Here is a 19,589-nt window from a genome sequence, read left to right on the forward strand (position 1 = left end):
TCAGCGGTGCAAGGAGACCCGGCGCAGACGTGCATAGAAAAACCCGTCGGCCTCGTCCTCACCCGGCAGATTCTGCCGGCCCGCGCCGGCCAGATGGCCCCAGGTGGTCACCAACGGCTCGACCACCGCCTCGGGATGTCCGGCAAGGAACGCGCTGAGCACCGCTTCGTTTTCGGCCCGCAGGACCGCGCAGGTCGCATAGAGCAGCACGCCATCCGGCGCCAGCAGGTTCCACGTCGTTTCGAGCAGTGCCTGCTGGCGCCCGGCCAGATTGGTGATGTCCGCGGGGCGGCGCAGCAGTTTGATATCGGGATGGCGACGGATCACGCCGGTCGCGGAACAGGGTGCGTCGAGGAGAATGCGATCGAACGGCCGACCGTCATGCCAGGTCTCCGGCATGGACAGATCGGCGCAGCGGATCTCGGCGGTGAGCCCAAGCCGGCTCAAGGTGTCCTGGACGCGTTGCAGTCGCGCCGAATCGATGTCCAACGCCACCAGATCAAGATCCGTCGTTCGCTCCAGAAGATGCGCCGTCTTGCCGCCCGGCGCCGCGCAGGCATCGAGCACCCGCATGCCGGGCGCTGCATCCAGAAGCGGCGCAGCCAGCTGAGCGGCGCTGTCCTGCACGCTGACCCAACCCTGCTGGAAACCCGGCAGCTGGTCGACGGCTACCGGAGAGGCGAGGATCAGGCCGGTTTCGGTATGCGGGGCCGGATGGCTTTCGAGCCCGTCGTCCCGCAAGCGCGCGGCGTAGGCCGCACGATCCATGTGCCGGGCATTCACGCGCAAGGTCATCGGGGCCTGGCGATTGTTGGCGGCCAGGATGGCTTCCCAATGCGCCGGCCAGTCATGCCGGATTTGCGTGATCAGCCAGTCCGGATGGGCATGACGGGCCTGGACATCGCTCATGCGCTCGGGATCGAGCACCGCCGAATCGCGCAGCACGTTGCGCAACACCCCATTCACCAGGCCGCGTGCCCAATCCTTACCGAGCAGGCGGCACGCGCCAACCGTGGCATGCACCACCGCATGTGGCGGCATACCCAGCGCGTCGATCTGGTGTAAACCGACCCACAACAATGCTTCCAGATCGACGTCCCGCGCCTTGAGCGGTCGAGACATCAACTCGCCCAGTACCGCACGGTAGCGCAGACCAAAACGCAGACTCCCATAGCAGAGCTGTTGCAGCAGGCCACGCTCTGCCGGTGCCACGGCGGCCAAGGCCGGCGGCAGCACCGTACTCAGGGATGCGCCGCGACCCACCACAGCAGCGATCACGCGCGCCGCCTCGGCCCGCAACTCAGAACCGCGCTCAGCACCCAAGGTGGATCCCCAGCAGCGGCCGACCCCGTGCCAACTCGATGGCCGGCAACGGGCGTCCGCCAGGAAGCTGCGCCTGATCCAACCACAAACGGCCCGACCCGGTGGCGACGGCAACACCGTCGCGGTTCGCCTGCACGACGACACCCGGGGCAGCGCCCGGACAGGGAGTTGCGTCCGGATGCGCCCGCCAGATGCGCAAGACCTGGCCTTCAAGCCGGGTTTGCGCCACAGGCCAGGGATTGAAGGCACGGATCTGCCGATCGATCAGCACGGCGGGCTGCTGCCAATCAATCCAGGCTTCGGCCTTTTCCAGCTTGGCGGCGTAGGTCGCCCCCTGCTCGGGCTGCGGTTCGGCGATCAAACGCCCATCGGCGAGTGCCGGCAACGCCGCCATCATCACTTCGGCCGCCAGCCCGGCGAGCCGATCATGCAGTTCTCCGGCATTCTCGTGCGCACCGATGGCACATGCCCGGCGCATCAGCATCGGGCCGGTGTCGAGCCCCAATGCCATCTGCATCAGGGTAATGCCGGTTTCGGTATCGCCAGCCAGGATCGCCCGCTGAATCGGCGCGGCGCCGCGCCAGCGGGGCAACAAGGAGGCATGCAGATTCACGCAACCGAGCGTCGGCAAATCGAGCACCGGCTGCGGGAGCAGCAAGCCATAGGCAATAACGATCATCAGATCCGGCGCCAGCGCCGCAAGCTCGGCCTGAACCGCCGGATCGCGCAGCCGGGTGGGCTGAAACACCGGTAGGCCCAGCTCGATTGCCAGCGCTTTGATCGGGGACGCCTGGAGGTGTCGCCCGCGTCCAGCCGGACGATCAGGCTGGGTGTAGACGCTGGTCAGTTCGTGCCCGCTCTGTGCCAGAGCCTGAAGCGTGGGAACCGCAAACTGCGGTGTGCCGGCAAAGACGATACGCATGAAAACTCCGCTCGAAGGCCGCGCGAAGCGACGTCAACTGCTAGGGTGGGGCTGTGGGGTCAGACGCCGCTCATGAACGGCACGCATGCAGCTGGATTCTAGCCGGAGATCCCTGCAGGCTCAGCAGCACGCTGCTGTTTACGCAGCTTTTTCTGGATACGCTGCCGCTTGAGTTCCGAGAGGTAGTCGACGAACAGCTTGCCGTCGAGGTGATCGATCTCATGCTGAATACAGACCGCCAAAAACCCATCGGCATCGAATTCGAGCAGCTCGCCATCCCGGCCCAGCGCGCGCACCCGGATCTGCTCGGCTCGCCGCACGGACTCGTAGAATCCGGGCACCGAGAGGCAGCCTTCCTCGCTTTCCTGCAGTCCGTCGCGAGCAACAATCTCCGGATTGACCAGATATAGCGGCTGGTCGCGCTCGTCGGACACATCGGCCACCAGCATGCGCTGGTGAATATTCACCTGCGTGGCCGCCAATCCCACCCCTTTGGCCTCATACATCGTTTCCAGCATGTCATCCAGCATGCGGCGCACGATGTCGTCAACCTGGGCTACCGGTACGGCGCGGCGACGCAGGCGGGGATCGGGAAAATGAAGAATATCGAGTATGGCCATGGCGTTTCGTAAAGTCGGCAGCAGTTGCGTCGTTAACCTTATCGGCATCCGGCGGTCGAGCCCGATCCGGATTCCGGGAATGATGTTCATTATACCCTTGTTACACAGGGGGCACGCACGCAAGAGGGATGCTGTGTTGATCCTGAAACCACCGCAGCCGATATCTGGTCTCTTGACTGGCGCCTTGGCGACGCTATTGATCGCCTGCACCGCTCCCGCCCCATCGGACGAGCCGGCGCGCGCGCCTCTGGCACCCCCGGAACTTCGCTCACCGCCCGCCGAATCGGCGCAGGCCGTTCCCATCGGCCAACCATCTGCGTCCGCGTCGACGCCCTCTGCGCCAATCGTCTGGCGCCCCGATCGCCCGCTCCGTTACACCGTCCGCAAGGGCGATACGCTATGGGATATCGCCGGACGCTTCCTGCGTGATCCATGGCGTTGGCCGGAGGTCTGGCACGCCAACCCGCAGGTGCGCAACCCCCATCGCATCTATCCGGGCGACGTGCTGGAGTTGGCCATGGTCAATGGCCAGCTCATGCTGCAACCCGCAGAGCCACCGATCCCTGTCACCCGGCTGTCACCGCGGATCCGGCGCGAACCCCTGGATGAGGCCATCCCGGCCTTGCCTTATGAGCGGATCGAGCCCTTCCTGACCCAGACGATGCCCATTGATCGCGAGGGACTGAAAAATGCGCCTTATGTTCTAAGACCAATGCACGCCGAACAACTCATCATGGGAGCCGGCGACCGGCTGTACGTCCGCGGCACCGATGCTCCGGCAGGATCGGCATTTCAAGTGGTCGAGGACAAAGGTGTCGCACTGATCGATCCGGACAACCGGAAACGCCTCGGTCATCAGGTCGACGTTCTGGGAACGATTCGCATCCTGCAGGCTGGCGATCCGGCCGAAGCACTAATTATCCAGAGTCGCCGCGAAGTGCGCGTCGGCAATAGACTGCTCCCGGTACCGGAATCGCCGATGACGCCCGATCTGCTGCCCGGTGCGCCCACCAACCCTGTTTCGGGCCGGATCCTCCTGCTGTCCAACGCGATCGCCCGGGCCGGACAGTATCAGTCTGTCACGCTGGGCCTCGGGAGCGCCGAAGGTTTGCAAGTCGGACATGTCCTGAGCATCTATCGCGGTGAACGCTCCATGCGCGATCCCGTGCGGGGCGGACAGGTCACCCTGCCTCCGGCAGTCATCGGCGAGGTCTTGGTATTCCGGGTTTCCGAGCACTTCAGCCAGGCGCTGATCGTGCGCAGTACGCGCGGCATTCAGGTCGGTGATCGGGTCGCCAACCCTTCATGAGCCGATCCGGCGGCACCGATCAGGCTGAACAGGCCGCAGCGCTGGCCCTCGTGCGCATGCCCGGCGTGGGGCCGGCGACTTTCGACCGGCTGATCACGCATTTCGGAAGCTGTCAGGCTGTGCTCAGTGCAGGAGAACCGGCGTGGATACGGGCCGGTGTACCTGCGCCGATTCGAGCCGTGTTACGGGCACCGAACTGGCCCTTGGTTGAAGCCGATCTGCGCTGGCTGGAGCATCCGGGCCATCATCTGTTGCCGCTGGGAGCACCACACTACCCGTCCCAACTGGCCTCCCTGCCAGACGCCCCGCCACTCCTGTTCATCCGCGGCGATCCGGACGTGCTCAGCCACCCGGCCGTGGCCATTGTCGGAAGCCGTAATCCCACCGGCAACGGCCGCCGCCTGGCCACTGAATTCGCCGATGGACTGGCGCGCTACGGGCTCGTCATCATCAGCGGCCTGGCGCTCGGGATCGATGCCGCCGCCCACCGCGGCGCATTGCGTGCTGGCGGCCTTTCGGTCGGCGTATGTGGCACCGGATTGGACATGGTCTACCCGCGAACACATGCCGCACTGGCCGAACAACTGGTCGAGGAAGGCGCACTGGTCAGCGAATGGCCACCCGGAACCCCCGCACTGCCCGCCCATTTTCCGCGGCGCAATCGCATCATCAGCGGTCTGGCGCTGGGGACTCTGGTCGTCGAGGCCGCGCCGCGCAGCGGATCGCTGATCACCGCCCGGCTCGCCGCCGAGCAAGGTCGCGACGTTTTTGCCATCCCCGGGAGCATCGACAACCCCCTCGCTCGCGGCTGCCACGCACTGATCCGCCAGGGCGCCAAACTGGTCGACTCAGTCTCCGACATTCTTGAAGAGCTGCCGGCGCAGCTCTCCGATGTGGTCCACGATCCGTCGTTCGAAGGACCTGCGCACCAAGGCGAAGTCGCCGACACGCGGCTTTCGCCTGAGACACAAAGCCTCCTTGAAGCGATGGGTTACGACCCCATCAGCCTGGATGAGCTGGTCGAGCGCCTCGGATTGACGGCGCAGACGCTTTCCTCCATTCTCCTGAGCATGGAATTACAGGGTCTCGTGGAGACCTTGCCCGGCGGACGCTTTGGGCGGCTGCGCTAATGACGGGGAGAATGATGAAAGAGAGCATGCTCGATGTGCTTATTTACTTGTTCGATCACTACATGGACGAGGAAGCGGATCTGGGTGCCGATCGTGACAATTTGACCGAAGAGTTGGAAGCCGCCGGCTTCCGGGATGGCGAAATCCATAAAGCTTTCGAGTGGCTCGATGCTCTGGCCGCTCACCGGGAGCGCAGCGAATGCGAGCCCCCTGTAAGCCAGAATCAGTCGGTTCGGATCTTTTCCGATCGGGAAATGGAGCATCTCGACGCCGAGATGCGCGGCCTGCTGCTCTACTTGGGACAGAATGGCATCCTGACCCCCCTTCACCGTGAAATCGTCATCGAACGCGTCATGGCACTGGAAGAGGACGACATCGACCTGGAACAGGTCAAATGGGTCGTTCTCATGGTGTTGTTCAACATGCCGGGGCAGGAAGGGCCCTACGCCTGGATGGAGGATTTCATGTTCGAAGAGCAGGTTGGCCTCTTTCATTGACCTACCCCACAAACCGCCCCTTTGCGGTCTTTTCCCCAGCCGTCCCTGTTGGGGACCTCAGCCATTCCAGAATATGTCCTCATGAGTCATTACCTCCTCATCGTCGAATCTCCCGCCAAGGCCAAGACCATCAACAAATATCTCGGCAAGGACTTCCAGGTCCTGGCCTCCTATGGCCATGTGCGCGACCTGATCCCCAAAGAGGGCGCCGTGGACCCCGCGCACGGCTTCGCGATGAAGTACGAACCCATCGCCCGCAGCAGCAAGCACCTCGACGCCATCGCCAAAGCCCTTGAAAAGACCGATATCGTTTACCTGGCCACTGACCCGGACCGGGAAGGCGAAGCGATTTCCTGGCATTTGCAGCAGCTCTTGGCCGACAAGGGTCTGCTCAAAGACAAACCGGTGCAGCGCGTGGTGTTTCACGAAATCACTCAGCGCGCGGTCGCCGAGGCCATCCAGCATCCGCGTGATATTTCCACCGATCTGGTCAATGCCCAGCAGGCGCGCCGCGCCCTGGATTATCTGGTGGGCTTCAACCTCTCCCCCCTGCTCTGGCGCAAAGTGCGACGCGGCCTGTCCGCCGGTCGGGTCCAGAGCCCTGCCTTGCGGCTGATTGTCGAACGGGAAGAAGAAATCGAGCGCTTCGAGGCACGCGAGTACTGGTCAGTCCAGGCACAACTCGCAATGGAAACCCATCGCTTTCCAGCCCGGCTGATCCAGTTCGACGGTGAGAAGATCGAGCAATTTTCCATCACCGATCAATCATCCGCCGAGCGGGTGCGCAGCCGCTTGCTGGAAGCAGCCCAAGGCGCGCTATCCGTGGAACAGGTGCTGCGCAAACAGAAGCGACGCAACCCGGCCGCGCCTTTCATCACCTCGACCCTGCAGCAGGAAGCCGCACGCAAGCTTGGCTTTACGGCCAAACGCACGATGCAGATCGCGCAGCAGCTCTATGAAGGGATTGATCTGGGCGGTGAACAGGTCGGTCTGATCACCTACATGCGCACCGACTCGGTGGCATTGGCACAAGATGCGGTACAGGAAATCCGCACCTTCATTGGCGATCGCTATGGTGCCGATCAAATTCCAGCCCAGCCACGTGTTTACAAAACGCGCGCCAAGAACGCGCAGGAAGCGCATGAGGCAATTCGCCCCACCTCGGTCGAGCGGGATCCGGACACTCTGCGCCGTGCCCTGAGCCCCGATCAGGCCAAGCTCTACGACTTGATCTGGAAACGCACGGTTGCCAGCCAAATGGTGCACGCCACCTATGACACCGTCGCCATCACGCTGAAGGCCGGCGATGCCGGTCAGTTTCGCGCCACAGGCCAAACGCTCGTGCATCCAGGCTTCATTGCGGTCTACCAGGAAGGGCGCGACGAACAAAGCGACGAGGATGAGAACCGGGAGTTGCCAGCGCTTGCCGAAGGACAGGCGGTTCCCCTCGAAGACATCCAGAATGAACAGCATTTCACCGAGCCGCCCCCGCGATTTTCCGAAGCGACACTGGTCAAGGCGCTCGAAGAATTCGGCATCGGTCGACCATCGACTTACGCCAGCATCATTTCCACCCTGCAGGACCGCGAATATGTGGTGCTGGACCGCAAGCGCTTCGTGCCGACCGATGTGGGCCGCATCGTCAACCGCTTTCTGACCCAGCATTTCACCCAGTATGTGGACTACCAGTTCACCGCGCGGCTGGAGGATCAGCTCGACGCCATTTCTCGGGGCGAGCGCGACTGGGTGCCGGTGCTGGAAGACTTCTGGGCCCCGTTCAAGCACCGGGTGGATGAGACGCTGGAGAATGTCTCCCGAGCCGACGTCACCACCGAAGCGCTGGAAGAAGCCTGTCCCAAATGCAGCAAGCCGCTTGCCATTCGCCTAGGCCGGCGCGGCCGCTTCATCGGCTGCAGCGGCTACCCGGACTGCGACTACACCCGCAATCTCGAGGACAAGGGCGAGGAAGCCCCGCCCGAGCGGGTGGAAGGACGTGTCTGCCCCGAGTGCAGCTCGGCCCTTGAAATCAAACACGGCCGCTACGGCAAGTTCATTGGCTGCAGCAGTTACCCCAAGTGCAAGCACATCGAGCCCCTGGTCAAGCCACTCGAAACCGGTGTCACCTGTCCGGAATGCAAGGAAGGCGAATTGCTGCAGCGTAAGTCCCGCTACGGCAAGCTGTTCTATTCCTGCAGCCGGTATCCGACCTGCAAATATGCCGTCTGGAATCCACCGCTGGCCGAACCCTGCCCGCAGTGCGGCTGGCCGATTCTCACCCTCAAAACTACCAAGCGCCGCGGCACCGAAAAGGTCTGTCCCCGCAAGGAATGTGGCTACGCGGTCTCCGCTGAGGATACGGCGCTGGCGAATGCTGACTGAATCGGTCCCGACCCGCCAGCAGTTGCGCCATGCGGGCTCCCTACTGCGCAGCGGGGCAATCCTTGCCTACCCCACCGAGGGTGTCTACGGTCTGGGTTGCGACCCGGAATGCCCGCAAGCCCTGCGCCGATTGCTGGCACTCAAGGGACGCCGGGAAGACAAGGGCCTGATCCTGCTGGCGGCGAACATCAACCAGCTCGAAGCCTATATGGGGCCTCTGCTGCCCGCGCAGCGCGCTCGCCTCGAAGCCAGCTGGCCGGGTCCGGTGACTTGGATCGTTCCGGCCCAGCCGGACCTCGATCCCCTGCTCACCGGGGGGCGGCGGACACTGGCGATGCGCGTGACCGCCCACAATCCCGCCGCTGCGCTGTGCCGGTCTTTTGGTGGCGCCGTGGTGTCTACCAGCGCCAATCGCAGTGGTCACCCACCCGCGCGTTCGCGCGTCGCCCTACGCCGCGCGCTGGGCAACCTTCCCTGTCTGCCCGGGCCGCTCGGCGGTCTCCCCGGACCGACCGGCATCTATGATTTGGCAACGGGCCGCTGTCTGCGTCCCGCACCCGCCCCCCACAAGGAAACGCCATGAGTACCGATCGGGTCGATGTCGCGGCGGTCAAGGCCTATTTGCTGGATCTTCAGTCGCGTCTGTGCAGCGCAGTCGAAGCCGTCGAAGACGGCACGCGTTTCCACGAGGACCTGTGGGAACGCCCGGATGGCGGCGGTGGCCGCACCCGCGTGCTCGCGGATGGCCCGCTCATGGAACAGGCCGGGATCAACTTTTCCCACGTACACGGCCATCAGCTGCCGCCGTCGGCGACCGCCCAGCGGCCGGAACTGGCCGGCTGCTCCTTCCAGGCGCTTGGCGTATCCTTAGTGTTCCATCCCCGCAACCCGCATGTCCCCACGACCCACGCCAACGTACGCCTGTTCGTAGCCGAGCGCCCCGGCGCCGCGCCGGTGTGGTGGTTCGGCGGCGGCTTTGACCTCACCCCCTACTACCCTGTCCACGAGGACGTCCTGCACTGGCACCGCACCGCGCGTGCGGCCTGTGCCGACTACGCGCCCGACGCTTACGATCGTTTCAAGGCGGCCTGCGACCGCTATTTCTATTTGCCGCATCGCGGCGAAACCCGCGGGGTCGGCGGGCTGTTCTTCGATGATCTGAATGAAGGCGGTTTCGATCGCTGCTTTGCCTTCCTGCGCCAGGTGGGGGATCAGTTCTGGCCAGCCTATGCGCCGATCGTCGCCCGGCGCCGTGACACACCTTATGGCGAGCGGGAGCGATCCTTCCAGCTCTACCGCCGTGGGCGCTATGTGGAATTCAATCTGGTCTATGACCGCGGCACGTTGTTCGGGCTGCAATCGGGCGGACGCACTGAGTCCATCCTGATGTCGCTGCCGCCGCTGGCACGCTGGGCCTACGACTGGCATCCGGCGCCCGACAGCGCGGAGGCCGTGCTTATCCGCGATTATCTGAAACCGCGCGACTGGTTACAGGAGACTGGCGAAACGGCTTGAGCTAGACCATGCTCGATACCGTCCGGTCTTATCCGGCACTATCCCATTCCCGGTCGGGCGGAGCGAACCCGGTAATCTTGCAATCCGCCCCTATTCAGGGCAATTTTGACCGCCCACGGATCCACAGGAGCAGCAGAGGCCATGAGCCAGGGAACCAGCAAGGATTACGAAGCCTCCATCGTCCAGTATTACGATGAAAGCGCTATTGACTACCGCATGCTGTGGCGCTTGGATCGATGCATGGCGCTACACTTCGGTTACTGGGATGAAACCACCAAAGGTGTTTCCGACGCGCTGTTGCGCGAAAACCAGATTCTCGCCGAACGGGCCGGTATCACCGACCAGGACACCGTGCTCGACGCCGGCTGCGGCGTGGGCGGCAGCGCCATCTGGCTGGCGCGTGAGAAAGGGGCGCGGGTCACGGGCATCACCATCACGCCTCATCAGGTCGATGCCGCCTACAAGAACGCGAAACGCCACAACGTCAGCGACAAGGTGATGTTTGAGCGGCGCGATTTCGTCGCCACGGGCTACCCCGACGCCAGCTTCGACGTGGTTTGGGCCGTTGAATCGGTCTGCCACGCCGAAGACAAAGCCGATTTCGTGCGCGAGGCCTATCGTGTGCTCAAGCCGGGTGGCCGGCTCATCTTGGCGGACTTTTTCGCGGCGCGCGACCGGTTCAAGCCTGAGGAACAGCAGCTCATGGATGAGTGGGCCTCGGGCTGGAGCGTCAAGGCCTTCGGCTACAGCGGCGCATTCCGTGACGCGCTGGAACAAACCGGTTTCACCGACATCCAGATGCAGGACGCGAGCGACAACATTCGCCCCTCTGCCAAACGGCTCTATCAATACGCCGTGCTGTCCCGCTGGGGCGGCAAGCTCCTGATGTTCCTGCGCATCCGAACCAAGGCCCAGGACGGCAACATCCGCGCCGTACATCGCCAGTGGAAAGCCCTCAATCAGGGTCTCTGGCACTACTGCATCTTTCAGGCGCGCAAACCCGCCTGATCAAGGCCTCCAAGCGCGGGCAGCGAGCGGCTGTCCGCGCTTGCGGTATTCGCTCACCATTCATGTGTCCGTCGAGCCGGTATTGATGTCGATAGCCGGTGGGTGCGTCCGGGGCTTTTCTTGGCCATCCGACTGGTGATGAGTTGGCGATCCAGAATGCCGCTCACAGACCAAATGACGTCAGACGCATCAGCTCGATTCACCGCCACCGATCCCTACGCCACGTCGGCCCCGCGAAGTACCCGGATCAAAAGACGAACCAGACTGCAACGCAACACCATTGGAAACAACCGATTCGATGGACGGCCGATTGGGAACGCGTGGGCCAGAGGATTGCCGAGATTGACGCCCGTGGCGGAGCGCGACCCAAATGGGTCACTTAAACGCTGAGATGGGCCTGAACGAGCGTGTCAGTCAAGCCGTCGATGGCGCCGCCAGCCACCACCCGCCCCCGTTCAAGGATATGGAAGTGGCTGGCCGTGCTGCGCGCGAAGGCCAGCTTTTGTTCCACCAGAACCACGGTCAGGCCTTCCTCGCGATTAAGGCGGCGAATGATGCGACCAATGTCGGCGACGATGTTGGGTTGGATGCCTTCGGTGGGCTCGTCCAGAATCAGCAGCCGCGGGCGCAGCACCAGCGCGCGGCCGATAGCGAGTTGCTGCTGCTGGCCGCCCGACAGATCACCGCCGCGCCGATGACGCATTTCATGCAGCACCGGGAAAAGCTCGTAGATGCGATCCGGAATCCCCCGGCCGCGGGGGCGCGCCGCTGGAAGCCCGATCTGAAGGTTTTCTTCCACCGACAGTCGGGGAAAGATTTCTCGCCCTTGCGGCACGAAACCGATACCGCGCCGCGCCCGGTCATAGGCTGGCCGCCCGCCGAGATCGACGCCGTCGAAAAGAATCTTGCCCGCCCGGGCAGCCAATTGCCCCATGATGGTCCGCATCAGCGTGGTCTTGCCAACCCCGTTGCGCCCCATGACACAGGTACATGAACCTTCTGCGATATCCAGATCGATATCTGAAAGAATCCGGCTCTGCCCGTAAGCCTGATTGAGACCCACGAGGCGCAGCAGAGGCGCTGTGTTCATCCCATCACCTCCCCCAGATAGACTTCCTGTACCCGCGGATCGGCCTGAATCTGATCCATGCTGCCTTCGGCCAGCACACTGCCTTGGTGCAACACGGTGACCTTGCGGGCGATGGCGCGCACGAAGGCCATGTCGTGCTCGACCACGATGACCGAATGCTTGCCCGCCAGGGTATTGAGCAACTCGGCGGTGCGCTCCACTTCACCGGGTGTCATTCCGGCCACCGGCTCGTCCACCAAGAGCACCCGGGGGTTCTGCATGAGCAGCATCCCGATCTCCAGCCACTGCTTCTGGCCGTGGGACAACAAGCCGGCCAGCCGGTCCCGTTCAGCTGCAAGGCCCGTCAGCCCCAGCACCTCGTCGAGCTGCTGACGCTGCGCCACCGTGGGACGCGCGACGAGGCTGACGCGCACCCGCTTGTCCGCCTGCATGGCGACTTCCAGATTCTCAAAGACGGTCAGCTGCTCGAATACGGTCGGTTTCTGGAATTTACGACCGATGCCGGCAGCCGCGATTTCCCAAGGCTCACGGCGCAGGCAGTCGAGGGTCTGACCGAACCAGACGCTGCCTTCATCCGGCCGCGTCTTCCCAGTGATCACATCCATCATGGTGGACTTGCCCGCCCCATTCGGGCCGATGATGCAGCGCAACTCACCCTCATCCACATACAGAGACAGGTTGTTCAGCGCCTTGAACCCATCAAAGCTGACACTGACCGACTCCATGTACAACACGACGCCATGACCGGTATCGAGCCGGTGTGCCAGATCGGTCTGCGGCGTCGGCGCGCTCCGGTTCTGCAACCATTCCGGCAAACGCATCAGGCTTTCCCTCCCCGCCGACGGGAAATCAAGCTCCACAGCCCACCGGGCAGCCACAGCGTGACCCCGATGAAAATGGCCGCCAGGAAAAACAACCAAAGCTCCGGGTAAGCCGCAGTCAACCAACTCTTGGCGCCGTTGACTGTCAATGCACCCAGCATGGGGCCGACCAGCGTGCCGCGTCCGCCCACCGCGACCCAGACCGCCATCTCGATCGAGTTGGCCGGCTGCAATTCACTGGGATTGATGATACCGACCTGCGGCACATAGAGCGCCCCGGCGATGGCGCAGAGTACGGCGGAAAGCGTCCAGACGAACAGCTTGTAATGCAGCGGGTTGTAACCCATGAACATCAGCCGGTTTTCAGCATCCCTTAGCCCGACGAGCACGCGACCCAGCTTTGACCGAACCAAGTACCGGCACAGCACATAGGCGCCGGCTAGCATGAGCACGGTCAAGGCGAACAAGGCCGCTCGTGTGCCCGGCTCCTGCAGGGAAAACCCCATCAGCATCTTGAAGTCGGTCAACCCATTGTTTCCACCGAGGCCCGCTTCGTTCAGGAAAAACAGCAGCATCATGGCGTAGGTAAGTGCTTGGGTGATGATCGAGAAATACACACCCCGGATACGCGAGCGAAACGCCAGGTATCCGAACAGAAAGGCAAACAGTCCGGGCAGCAGAAGCAGCATCGACAACGCCCACAGTGGATGCCCGAAGCCGCTCCAGAACCACGGCAGGCTGTCGCGTTGCAGAAATTCCATGAACGGTGGAAAGGCCGTGCGGTAGAGTCCGGCCTGGGCCGCTACCTGACTGAGATGCATGCCCATGATGTAGCCACCCAGCGCGAAGAAGACGCCATGGCCAAGGCTGAGGATGCCGCAATAGCCCCAGATCAGGTCCATGGCCAGCGCCACCAGTGCATAGCAGGCGAATTTCCCCAACAGCGGCACCAGATAGTCCGGCACATGCAACGCACTATCGGGCGAAAGCGCAAGATTGGACAGCGGGATGCCGCCGGCGACCAGCAGTACCAGCAGCCCGAAGATCGCCCAACCCCGGGTGCTGAAAATGGCCGGATGGAACGACCCGGAAAAGGTCTTTGCAGGTTCCGCAACCGGCTGAGCGAGACTTGTCGTGTCCATCGATCAGGCCTCCACCGCGCGGCCGCGCATGGCGAACAACCCCTGTGGGCGGCGCTGAATGAACAGAATGATGAGCACCAGCACCAGCACCTTGCCCATCACCGCGCCGATCTGGGGTTCCAGGAACTTGTTCAGAACCCCAAGACCGAATGCGCCGACGAAGGTGCCCGCCAACTGGCCGACCCCGCCCAACACGACCACCATGAAGGAATCGACGATATAACCCTGACCGAGATCCGGCGCCACATTGTCCAGCTGAGACAGGGCGACCCCGCCCAGACCCGCGATTCCCGAACCCAACCCGAACGTCCAGGCATCGACGCTCGCCGTGTTGATCCCCATCGCCGCGGCCATCGGCCGGTTCTGGCTCACCGCGCGAACGTTGAGACCCAAGGCGGTACGCTGCAAGAGAAGGTAGGCCATCAGCAGGACCAGCAGGGCAAAGGCGATGATCGCCAGACGGTTGTAGGTCAGCACCAAACCGTCCGCCACCGCCCAGCCACCCGCCAGCCAGGACGGATTGGCAACACTGACGTTCTGGGCGCCGAACACCAGGCGAACGGCCTGGATGAGCGCGAGGCTGATCCCCCAGGTGGCCAGCAGGGTCTCCAAGGGGCGGCCATAGAGGTGGCGAATCACCAGCCGCTCGAGTGCGATCCCCACCAGAGCCGTCACCGCGAACGCCAATGGAATGGCCATCAGAAGGTACGCGTCCTGCCACGCGGGCGCGTGACTCTGGAACAGGCGCTGCACCACATACGTGGTGTAGGCACCCAACATCAGCATCTCGCCATGGGCCATATTGATGACGCCCATCAACCCGAAGGTGATGGCCAGACCCAAGGCCGACAGCATGAGAATGCTGCCCAGACTCAAGCCGTAGAACACGTTGGCGGCCTGCCGAACCATCCATTGCTGCCGATCGATCCGATTCAGCGCCCGCACCGCTTCCTGGCGCACGGTTGCATCGGCTTCCGCTTCGCCGCTCAGTGGCTCGATTCGGGCGCGATAGGCCAGCCGGCCGGACTCGCCAAGCAGCTGAACGGCTTCCCGGCGCTTGGCGGGATCCGCGTTTTCCAGATCGAGCTGCGCGACCGCCAAAGCCAGCCATTGTTGAATATCCGGGTTCTGCTCGCGATCGAGCGCCTCACGCAGCGCCGGTTCGGCATCCGCGATGGGCTTCTCCGCCATGGTGATTGCACCGGCGAGCCGTTGCCCGGCATCCGGCGAAGTGATCTGCAACTGCGCCAGCGCGTTGGCCAGTTGTCGTCGGGAGGAATTGGTGAGGATGGGCGCGCTGAGCGAAGCCTCCTCTGGTGCCGGTTGTCCGGTCAGGACATGGCGCCATCCCTCCGCTGTATGGCGATAGACACCGGCAGCATGGTCGACTTGCAGCTGCCCCCGCGAGAGCGCATCCAGCACCGTCAGTGCACGTGGATCGTCGGTTGCGGCAAGCGCCTCGATGGCGTCGCGCACATCCCCTGCGCTGCCCAGACCGAGTACCGCAATACCCGGCGCCAATGGATCCGCTGCGCCTGCGGGTACCGGTGAAGGTGTTGCGAAAACCAGGCTGCTCCATGCCCAGAGTACAGACATAAAGACGAGCCATCGTGCCGCTGTCATGGATATCGGCCCTCGCGAAGAAATGAAAACAGGGCCGCCACTCCAGCGAGTGGCGGCGCCATCATCCCTTACTCCTTGATGTAAGGGCTCCAAGGTTCAGCGCGGATGGGACCCTTGGTCTTCCAGACAATCTGGAACTGGCCGTCCGATTGGACTTCGCCGATGAACACCGGCTTGTGCAAATGATGGTTTTTCTCGTCCATCTTCACGGTGAAGCCGGACGGTGCCTTGAAGGTCTGGCCGGCCATGGCCTTGCGCACCGCATCGACCTCGGTGGTGCCCGCCTTTTCGACGGCCTGCTTCCACATGTGCATGCCGATGTAGGTCGCTTCCATCGGGTCATTGGTGACACGGCTGTCACCACCCGGCAGCTTGGCCTTCTTCACATAGGCCTTCCACTTGTCGATGAAGGATTTGTTCTCCGGGGATTTGATCGACATGAAGTAGTTCCACGCCGCCAGATGACCGACCAGCGGCTTGGTGTCGATGCCACGCAACTCTTCTTCGCCCACCGAGAAGGCGACGACGGGAATGTCCTCGGCCTTGATACCCTGGTTGCCCAGTTCCTTGTAGAAGGCCACGTTGGAATCGCCGTTGATGGTCGAGACCACAGCCGTCGGCTTGCCGGCAGAGAATTCCTTCACCTTGGCGACGATGGTCTGGTAATCGCTATGACCGAAAGGCGTATAGGTCTCCCAGATGTCGGCTTCGGCCACCCCTTTGGACTTGAGGAAAGCGCGCAGGATCTTGTTGGTGGTCCGGGGATAGACATAGTCGGTACCCAGCAGCACCCAGCGCTTGGCGCCACCACCGTCCTCGCTCATGAGGTATTCCACCGCGGGGATGGCCTGCTGATTAGGCGCCGCACCGGTATAGAACACGTTCTTCGACTGCTCCTGGCCTTCGTACTGAACCGGATAGAACAAGAGCCCATTGAGTTCCTCGAAAACCGGCAGGACGGATTTACGGGAAACCGAAGTCCAGCAGCCGAACACCACGTCGACCTTGTCGCGGGTCAACAGCTCACGCGCCTTCTCGGCAAACAGCGGCCAGTCGGACGCTGGATCCACCACCACCGGCTCGAGCTGTTTGCCCATCACGCCGCCGCTCGCATTGATTTCCTCAATGGTCATCAGCGCCACATCCTTCAGCGAGGTCTCACTGATGGCCATGGTGCCGGACAGGGAATGCAGCACACCGACCTTGATGGTCTCCGCGGCCTGGGCCAGCGAACTGGCCGCGGCCAATGCAATCGCGAGCAACGCCGTACGAACCCGGCGGAGCGATTTCGCCTGAGTCATGGAAGTCTCCTTGACTGTCACTAATCCGTTGGAAAAACGAAAACGCCCCCTGTCGAAGCAGGGGGCGCAGGTCTCACATCACGTCGAAGTCGTAGGTGATGCTGAAAACCATGGTGTCGCCCTGATCCACTTCATCCCGGGTTTCGCCACCCAGGATGTAGGTCAGACCCATGGTGGCACCGGTTTCGCCAATGGGATGAGACAGCGTGAAGTTGGCATGACGGAATCCGGAATCCTGCAGCGTGGCGCCGCCCAGCTCGTCATTGTCGTCGTCGTCGTAGGTGTAGTAACCGAGATCGATGGCGAAGGTGAAGTCCGACGGCAGATCGAAGGCATAGCCGGCCGTCCAGTAGATGTCGCCCTGGTTGCCCCATAGGCCATCGTTGAGCAGGTACTGCATCTTGGCGTAGGCGCCCATGTAGGACACACCCAACACCGCCTCAGTGAGGTCAGAGTCATCAACGCTCACGTAGTAGTACTGAATCAAGCCGATGTCGAAGGTGACATCGCCCACGGTCGGCGCATAGCCGAAGTAGAAGTCGTTTTCGAATCCGGTCGCTGCGGTCGTGTCGCTGCCGGTTTCGTAGTTGTAATCCAGGCTCGAACCCCAGTAGCCAGCGTAGAACCCGCTGTCATGGGAATAGTCGAATCCCCCCTGCAGAGCCGGATCGTCGCTTTCGGCGTCGTTGGTCACGCCACGCAGCACATACTTGGAAAATACGCCGATATTGCCGCTGACGGCTGCTTGAACCGGTTGCGCCGCAACAGACAAGACGCCCAAGGCGGTCATGCCCATGATGTGGCGGCTGAGGGAAATTTTCTTCATGTGGCTAGCTCCTACATTGGTAACCCTGAGAAACCGGCCGCCTTTGGCCGGTCGGGACGCCTGATTTTTTCGGGTCCACGGAGCTAGAGCAGAATTTGTGCCACTGGCTTGGGAAAAGCCCAAAATGTGTTTTGTCACAGAATCGACATGGGTGGATGACACCGATGATTCCGCGCATCGCACAATAATGGTGCGAACGCTCTCGGTCGCGCACTAAATATGTGCAATACAAGCAGCGAGCCAGCCTTGCCTCTCCGTATCCTCATGTCCCGCCCCGAAAAGAGCAGCCTCGCCTGTCAAAGCATCACCGCCCGAGCAAGCCCTCCCGTTCGATAAAGGCAATCACCTCCGGCAATCCTGCACCCGTCTTGAGATTGGTGAACATGAAGGGGCGTTCACCACGCATTCGGCGCGCGTCGCGATCCATCACATCGAGAGAAGCCCCCACATGTGGCGCCAGATCCGTCTTATTGATGATCAGCAGATCGGATCGGGTAATCCCGGGCCCACCCTTGCGCGGAATCTTGTCGCCCGCCGAGACATCGATCACATACAGCGTGAGATCCGACAGTTCCGGGCTGAAGGTGGCCGCCAGATTGTCACCCCCACTTTCAACGAAAACCAGATCGAGATCGGGTAAACGCTGACTCAATTCGGCGACCGCGGCGAGATTCATAGAAGCATCTTCCCGAATCGCGGTATGCGGACATCCCCCGGTCTCCACGCCGATGATGCGCTCGGGCGCCAATGCACCGCTGCGAGTCAGAAACTCCGCATCCTCACGGGTGTAAATGTCATTGGTCACGACGGCGATCTGGTAGCGCGTACGCAACTGCTTGCACAATGCGTCGACCAGCGCCGTCTTGCCGGAGCCCACCGGCCCCCCGATGCCCACCCGCAATGCCGTTTTGCGATTCATTCCTGTCCTCTCATGCTGTGCGTGATGTCCATTCGGAATGGATACAGGACCATCCGATCGTTTCGTGCTTCATTGGGAATCTGTCGTCAAGGTCGCCATATCGATGACAAAGCGATATTTGACATCGCCCTTCAACATACGCTCGTAGGCCGCATTGATCTCTTTCATCGAAATCAGTTCGATATCCGACACGATGCCGTGATCGGCGCAAAAATCCAGCATTTCCTGGGTTTCCTGAATGCCCCCGATCAGCGAACCGGCGATCTGGCGACGCCGAAAGATCAGGTTGAACACCTGGGGCGCGGGATGCGGCTCGGCGGGCGCACCCACCAGTGTCATGGTACCGTCGCGCTTGAGCAACTGGAGATAGTCATCCAGCCGGTGTGGCGCTGCCACGGTATTGAGAATGAAGTCGAAGCGCCCCCGTTGCGCATCCATCTGCGCCTTGTCCTTGGAAATCACGACCGTATCGGCACCCAGCCGCTGGCCATCCGCCTGCTTCCCGGGTGAGGTAGTGAACAACGTCACCTCGGCCCCCATGGCATGGGCGAGCTTCACGGCCATGTGCCCCAGACCGCCCAAACCGACCACGCCCACACGTGTCCCTGGCCCGACGCCCCAATGGCGGAGCGGCGAATAAGTGGTGATCCCGGCGCACAGCAACGGCGCCACTGCTGCGATCTGATCCGCATCGTGACGAATCTTCAGCACAAACGCGTCTTTGACCACAATGGTCTGGGAATAGCCGCCATAGGTATTCTCGCTGCCCGGCCCTCGACCGTTATAGGTCGCGACGAACCCCTGCTCGCAGTACTGCTCCAACCCCTCGGCGCAGGAGGGGCAATGCTGGCAGCTGTCGACCATGCAGCCAACACCGGCGAGATCGCCGACCTTGAAGCGGGTCACCTCGCCACCAACCGCCGTCACACGCCCGACGATTTCATGACCAGGGACGCTGGGATAGAGCGTATTCGACCATTCGTTGCGCGCCTGGTGCAGATCCGAATGGCATACCCCGCAGTTGAGAATCTGGATGACGACATCCTGCGGACCCGGATCGCGACGCTCGAAATCAAACGGCGCCAAGGGACTTGAAGCATCCTGTGCAGCATATCCACGTGTCTTGATCATGGCGAATCTCCCGCGGGTGATGAGTAAGCCTGG

General features: G+C 62.5%; 18 protein-coding genes. 7 read left to right on the plus strand and 11 right to left on the minus strand.

Features of this window, described 5'->3' with window-relative positions:
* The 3 genes from rsmB to def all read right to left on the minus strand — a co-directional run bounded on the left by rsmB (window position 1) and on the right by def (window position 2,865).
* Complete coding sequence (gene rsmB / locus E4680_RS10950; RefSeq protein WP_240696194.1) at window positions 1-1,323, minus strand: 16S rRNA (cytosine(967)-C(5))-methyltransferase RsmB; 1,323 nt, start codon at window positions 1,321-1,323, stop codon at window positions 1-3.
* The gene (fmt, locus tag E4680_RS10955) at window positions 1,313-2,245 is read right to left on the minus strand and encodes a methionyl-tRNA formyltransferase (protein WP_135282455.1); all 933 of its coding nucleotides are present in this window, start codon (window positions 2,243-2,245) and stop codon (window positions 1,313-1,315) included. The genes rsmB and fmt overlap by 11 nt, the downstream gene beginning before the upstream one ends.
* A 98-nt stretch (window positions 2,246-2,343) precedes the next feature.
* Window positions 2,344-2,865, minus strand: a complete 522-nt coding sequence (def, locus tag E4680_RS10960) for a peptide deformylase (RefSeq protein ID WP_135282456.1) — start codon at window positions 2,863-2,865, stop codon at window positions 2,344-2,346.
* Between the two features lie 136 nt (window positions 2,866-3,001).
* On the opposite strand from def, the gene E4680_RS10965 reads away from it, so the two are divergent.
* From E4680_RS10965 to E4680_RS10995, 7 genes are all read left to right on the plus strand, one after another.
* Window positions 3,002-4,174 (plus strand): LysM peptidoglycan-binding domain-containing protein, encoded by a 1,173-nt coding sequence (locus E4680_RS10965; RefSeq protein WP_167792479.1) that lies wholly within the window; start codon window positions 3,002-3,004, stop codon window positions 4,172-4,174.
* Window positions 4,171-5,304 (plus strand): DNA-processing protein DprA, encoded by a 1,134-nt coding sequence (dprA, locus tag E4680_RS10970; RefSeq protein ID WP_135282458.1) that lies wholly within the window; start codon window positions 4,171-4,173, stop codon window positions 5,302-5,304. The genes E4680_RS10965 and dprA overlap by 4 nt, the downstream gene beginning before the upstream one ends.
* 14 nt (window positions 5,305-5,318) lie before the next feature.
* Entirely contained in the window at window positions 5,319-5,801 is a 483-nt protein-coding gene (locus tag E4680_RS10975) for a Smg family protein (RefSeq protein ID WP_135282459.1), read from the plus strand.
* An 81-nt stretch (window positions 5,802-5,882) separates the two neighbouring features.
* On the plus strand, window positions 5,883-8,180 hold the full coding sequence (gene topA, locus E4680_RS10980) for a type I DNA topoisomerase (protein ID WP_135282460.1): 2,298 nt from the start codon (window positions 5,883-5,885) through the stop codon (window positions 8,178-8,180).
* Window positions 8,170-8,763, plus strand: a complete 594-nt coding sequence (locus E4680_RS10985) for an L-threonylcarbamoyladenylate synthase (RefSeq protein WP_135282461.1) — start codon at window positions 8,170-8,172, stop codon at window positions 8,761-8,763. The genes topA and E4680_RS10985 overlap by 11 nt, the downstream gene beginning before the upstream one ends.
* On the plus strand, window positions 8,760-9,695 hold the full coding sequence (gene hemF, locus E4680_RS10990) for an oxygen-dependent coproporphyrinogen oxidase (protein WP_135282462.1): 936 nt from the start codon (window positions 8,760-8,762) through the stop codon (window positions 9,693-9,695). The genes E4680_RS10985 and hemF overlap by 4 nt, the downstream gene beginning before the upstream one ends.
* A 141-nt stretch (window positions 9,696-9,836) precedes the next feature.
* Window positions 9,837-10,703, plus strand: coding sequence for an SAM-dependent methyltransferase (locus tag E4680_RS10995; RefSeq protein WP_135282463.1), 867 nt, complete (start codon window positions 9,837-9,839; stop codon window positions 10,701-10,703).
* A gap of 379 nt (window positions 10,704-11,082) precedes the next feature.
* Here the strand turns inward: E4680_RS10995 and urtE are convergent, their stop codons facing one another.
* The 8 genes from urtE to E4680_RS11035 all read right to left on the minus strand — a co-directional run bounded on the left by urtE (window position 11,083) and on the right by E4680_RS11035 (window position 19,556).
* Window positions 11,083-11,778 carry an urea ABC transporter ATP-binding subunit UrtE gene (urtE, locus tag E4680_RS11000; RefSeq protein ID WP_135282481.1) on the minus strand — a complete coding sequence of 232 codons (696 nt, stop codon included), beginning with the start codon at window positions 11,776-11,778 and terminating at the stop codon, window positions 11,083-11,085.
* 11 nt (window positions 11,779-11,789) lie between these two features.
* Entirely contained in the window at window positions 11,790-12,614 is an 825-nt protein-coding gene (gene urtD / locus E4680_RS11005; RefSeq protein WP_135282464.1) for an urea ABC transporter ATP-binding protein UrtD, read from the minus strand.
* Complete coding sequence (gene urtC / locus E4680_RS11010) at window positions 12,614-13,756, minus strand: urea ABC transporter permease subunit UrtC (protein ID WP_135282465.1); 1,143 nt, start codon at window positions 13,754-13,756, stop codon at window positions 12,614-12,616. The genes urtD and urtC overlap by 1 nt, the downstream gene beginning before the upstream one ends.
* A 3-nt stretch (window positions 13,757-13,759) precedes the next feature.
* Complete coding sequence (gene urtB / locus E4680_RS11015) at window positions 13,760-15,352, minus strand: urea ABC transporter permease subunit UrtB (RefSeq protein ID WP_205688906.1); 1,593 nt, start codon at window positions 15,350-15,352, stop codon at window positions 13,760-13,762.
* 95 nt (window positions 15,353-15,447) lie between these two features.
* Window positions 15,448-16,680 (minus strand): urea ABC transporter substrate-binding protein, encoded by a 1,233-nt coding sequence (gene urtA / locus E4680_RS11020; protein ID WP_135282467.1) that lies wholly within the window; start codon window positions 16,678-16,680, stop codon window positions 15,448-15,450.
* 73 nt (window positions 16,681-16,753) lie between these two features.
* Window positions 16,754-17,506, minus strand: a complete 753-nt coding sequence (locus E4680_RS11025; RefSeq protein ID WP_135282468.1) for a TorF family putative porin — start codon at window positions 17,504-17,506, stop codon at window positions 16,754-16,756.
* A gap of 304 nt (window positions 17,507-17,810) precedes the next feature.
* On the minus strand, window positions 17,811-18,425 hold the full coding sequence (gene ureG, locus E4680_RS11030; RefSeq protein ID WP_135282469.1) for an urease accessory protein UreG: 615 nt from the start codon (window positions 18,423-18,425) through the stop codon (window positions 17,811-17,813).
* 69 nt (window positions 18,426-18,494) lie between these two features.
* Window positions 18,495-19,556 carry an NAD(P)-dependent alcohol dehydrogenase gene (locus E4680_RS11035; RefSeq protein WP_135282470.1) on the minus strand — a complete coding sequence of 354 codons (1,062 nt, stop codon included), beginning with the start codon at window positions 19,554-19,556 and terminating at the stop codon, window positions 18,495-18,497.
* Window positions 19,557-19,589 lie beyond the last annotated feature (33 nt).

This window comes from Candidatus Macondimonas diazotrophica (assembly GCF_004684205.1).
Lineage (GTDB): Bacteria > Pseudomonadota > Gammaproteobacteria > UBA5335 > UBA5335 > Macondimonas > Macondimonas diazotrophica.

What these genes read in the sequence shown, in the direction of transcription:
- fmt (WP_135282455.1), bottom strand. Translation starts at nt 2,245, where the DNA reads ATGCGTATCGTCTTTGCCGGCACACCGCAGTTTGCGGTTCCCACGCTT.
- def (WP_135282456.1), bottom strand. Translation starts at nt 2,865, where the DNA reads ATGGCCATACTCGATATTCTTCATTTTCCCGATCCCCGCCTGCGTCGC.
- dprA (WP_135282458.1), top strand. Translation starts at nt 4,171, where the DNA reads ATGAGCCGATCCGGCGGCACCGATCAGGCTGAACAGGCCGCAGCGCTG.
- E4680_RS10975 (WP_135282459.1), top strand. Translation starts at nt 5,319, where the DNA reads ATGAAAGAGAGCATGCTCGATGTGCTTATTTACTTGTTCGATCACTAC.
- topA (WP_135282460.1), top strand. Translation starts at nt 5,883, where the DNA reads ATGAGTCATTACCTCCTCATCGTCGAATCTCCCGCCAAGGCCAAGACC.
- E4680_RS10985 (WP_135282461.1), top strand. Translation starts at nt 8,170, where the DNA reads ATGCTGACTGAATCGGTCCCGACCCGCCAGCAGTTGCGCCATGCGGGC.
- hemF (WP_135282462.1), top strand. Translation starts at nt 8,760, where the DNA reads ATGAGTACCGATCGGGTCGATGTCGCGGCGGTCAAGGCCTATTTGCTG.
- E4680_RS10995 (WP_135282463.1), top strand. Translation starts at nt 9,837, where the DNA reads ATGAGCCAGGGAACCAGCAAGGATTACGAAGCCTCCATCGTCCAGTAT.
- urtD (WP_135282464.1), bottom strand. Translation starts at nt 12,614, where the DNA reads ATGCGTTTGCCGGAATGGTTGCAGAACCGGAGCGCGCCGACGCCGCAG.
- urtC (WP_135282465.1), bottom strand. Translation starts at nt 13,756, where the DNA reads ATGGACACGACAAGTCTCGCTCAGCCGGTTGCGGAACCTGCAAAGACC.
- urtB (WP_205688906.1), bottom strand. Translation starts at nt 15,352, where the DNA reads ATGTCTGTACTCTGGGCATGGAGCAGCCTGGTTTTCGCAACACCTTCA.
- urtA (WP_135282467.1), bottom strand. Translation starts at nt 16,680, where the DNA reads ATGACTCAGGCGAAATCGCTCCGCCGGGTTCGTACGGCGTTGCTCGCG.
- E4680_RS11025 (WP_135282468.1), bottom strand. Translation starts at nt 17,506, where the DNA reads ATGAAGAAAATTTCCCTCAGCCGCCACATCATGGGCATGACCGCCTTG.
- ureG (WP_135282469.1), bottom strand. Translation starts at nt 18,425, where the DNA reads ATGAATCGCAAAACGGCATTGCGGGTGGGCATCGGGGGGCCGGTGGGC.
- E4680_RS11035 (WP_135282470.1), bottom strand. Translation starts at nt 19,556, where the DNA reads ATGATCAAGACACGTGGATATGCTGCACAGGATGCTTCAAGTCCCTTG.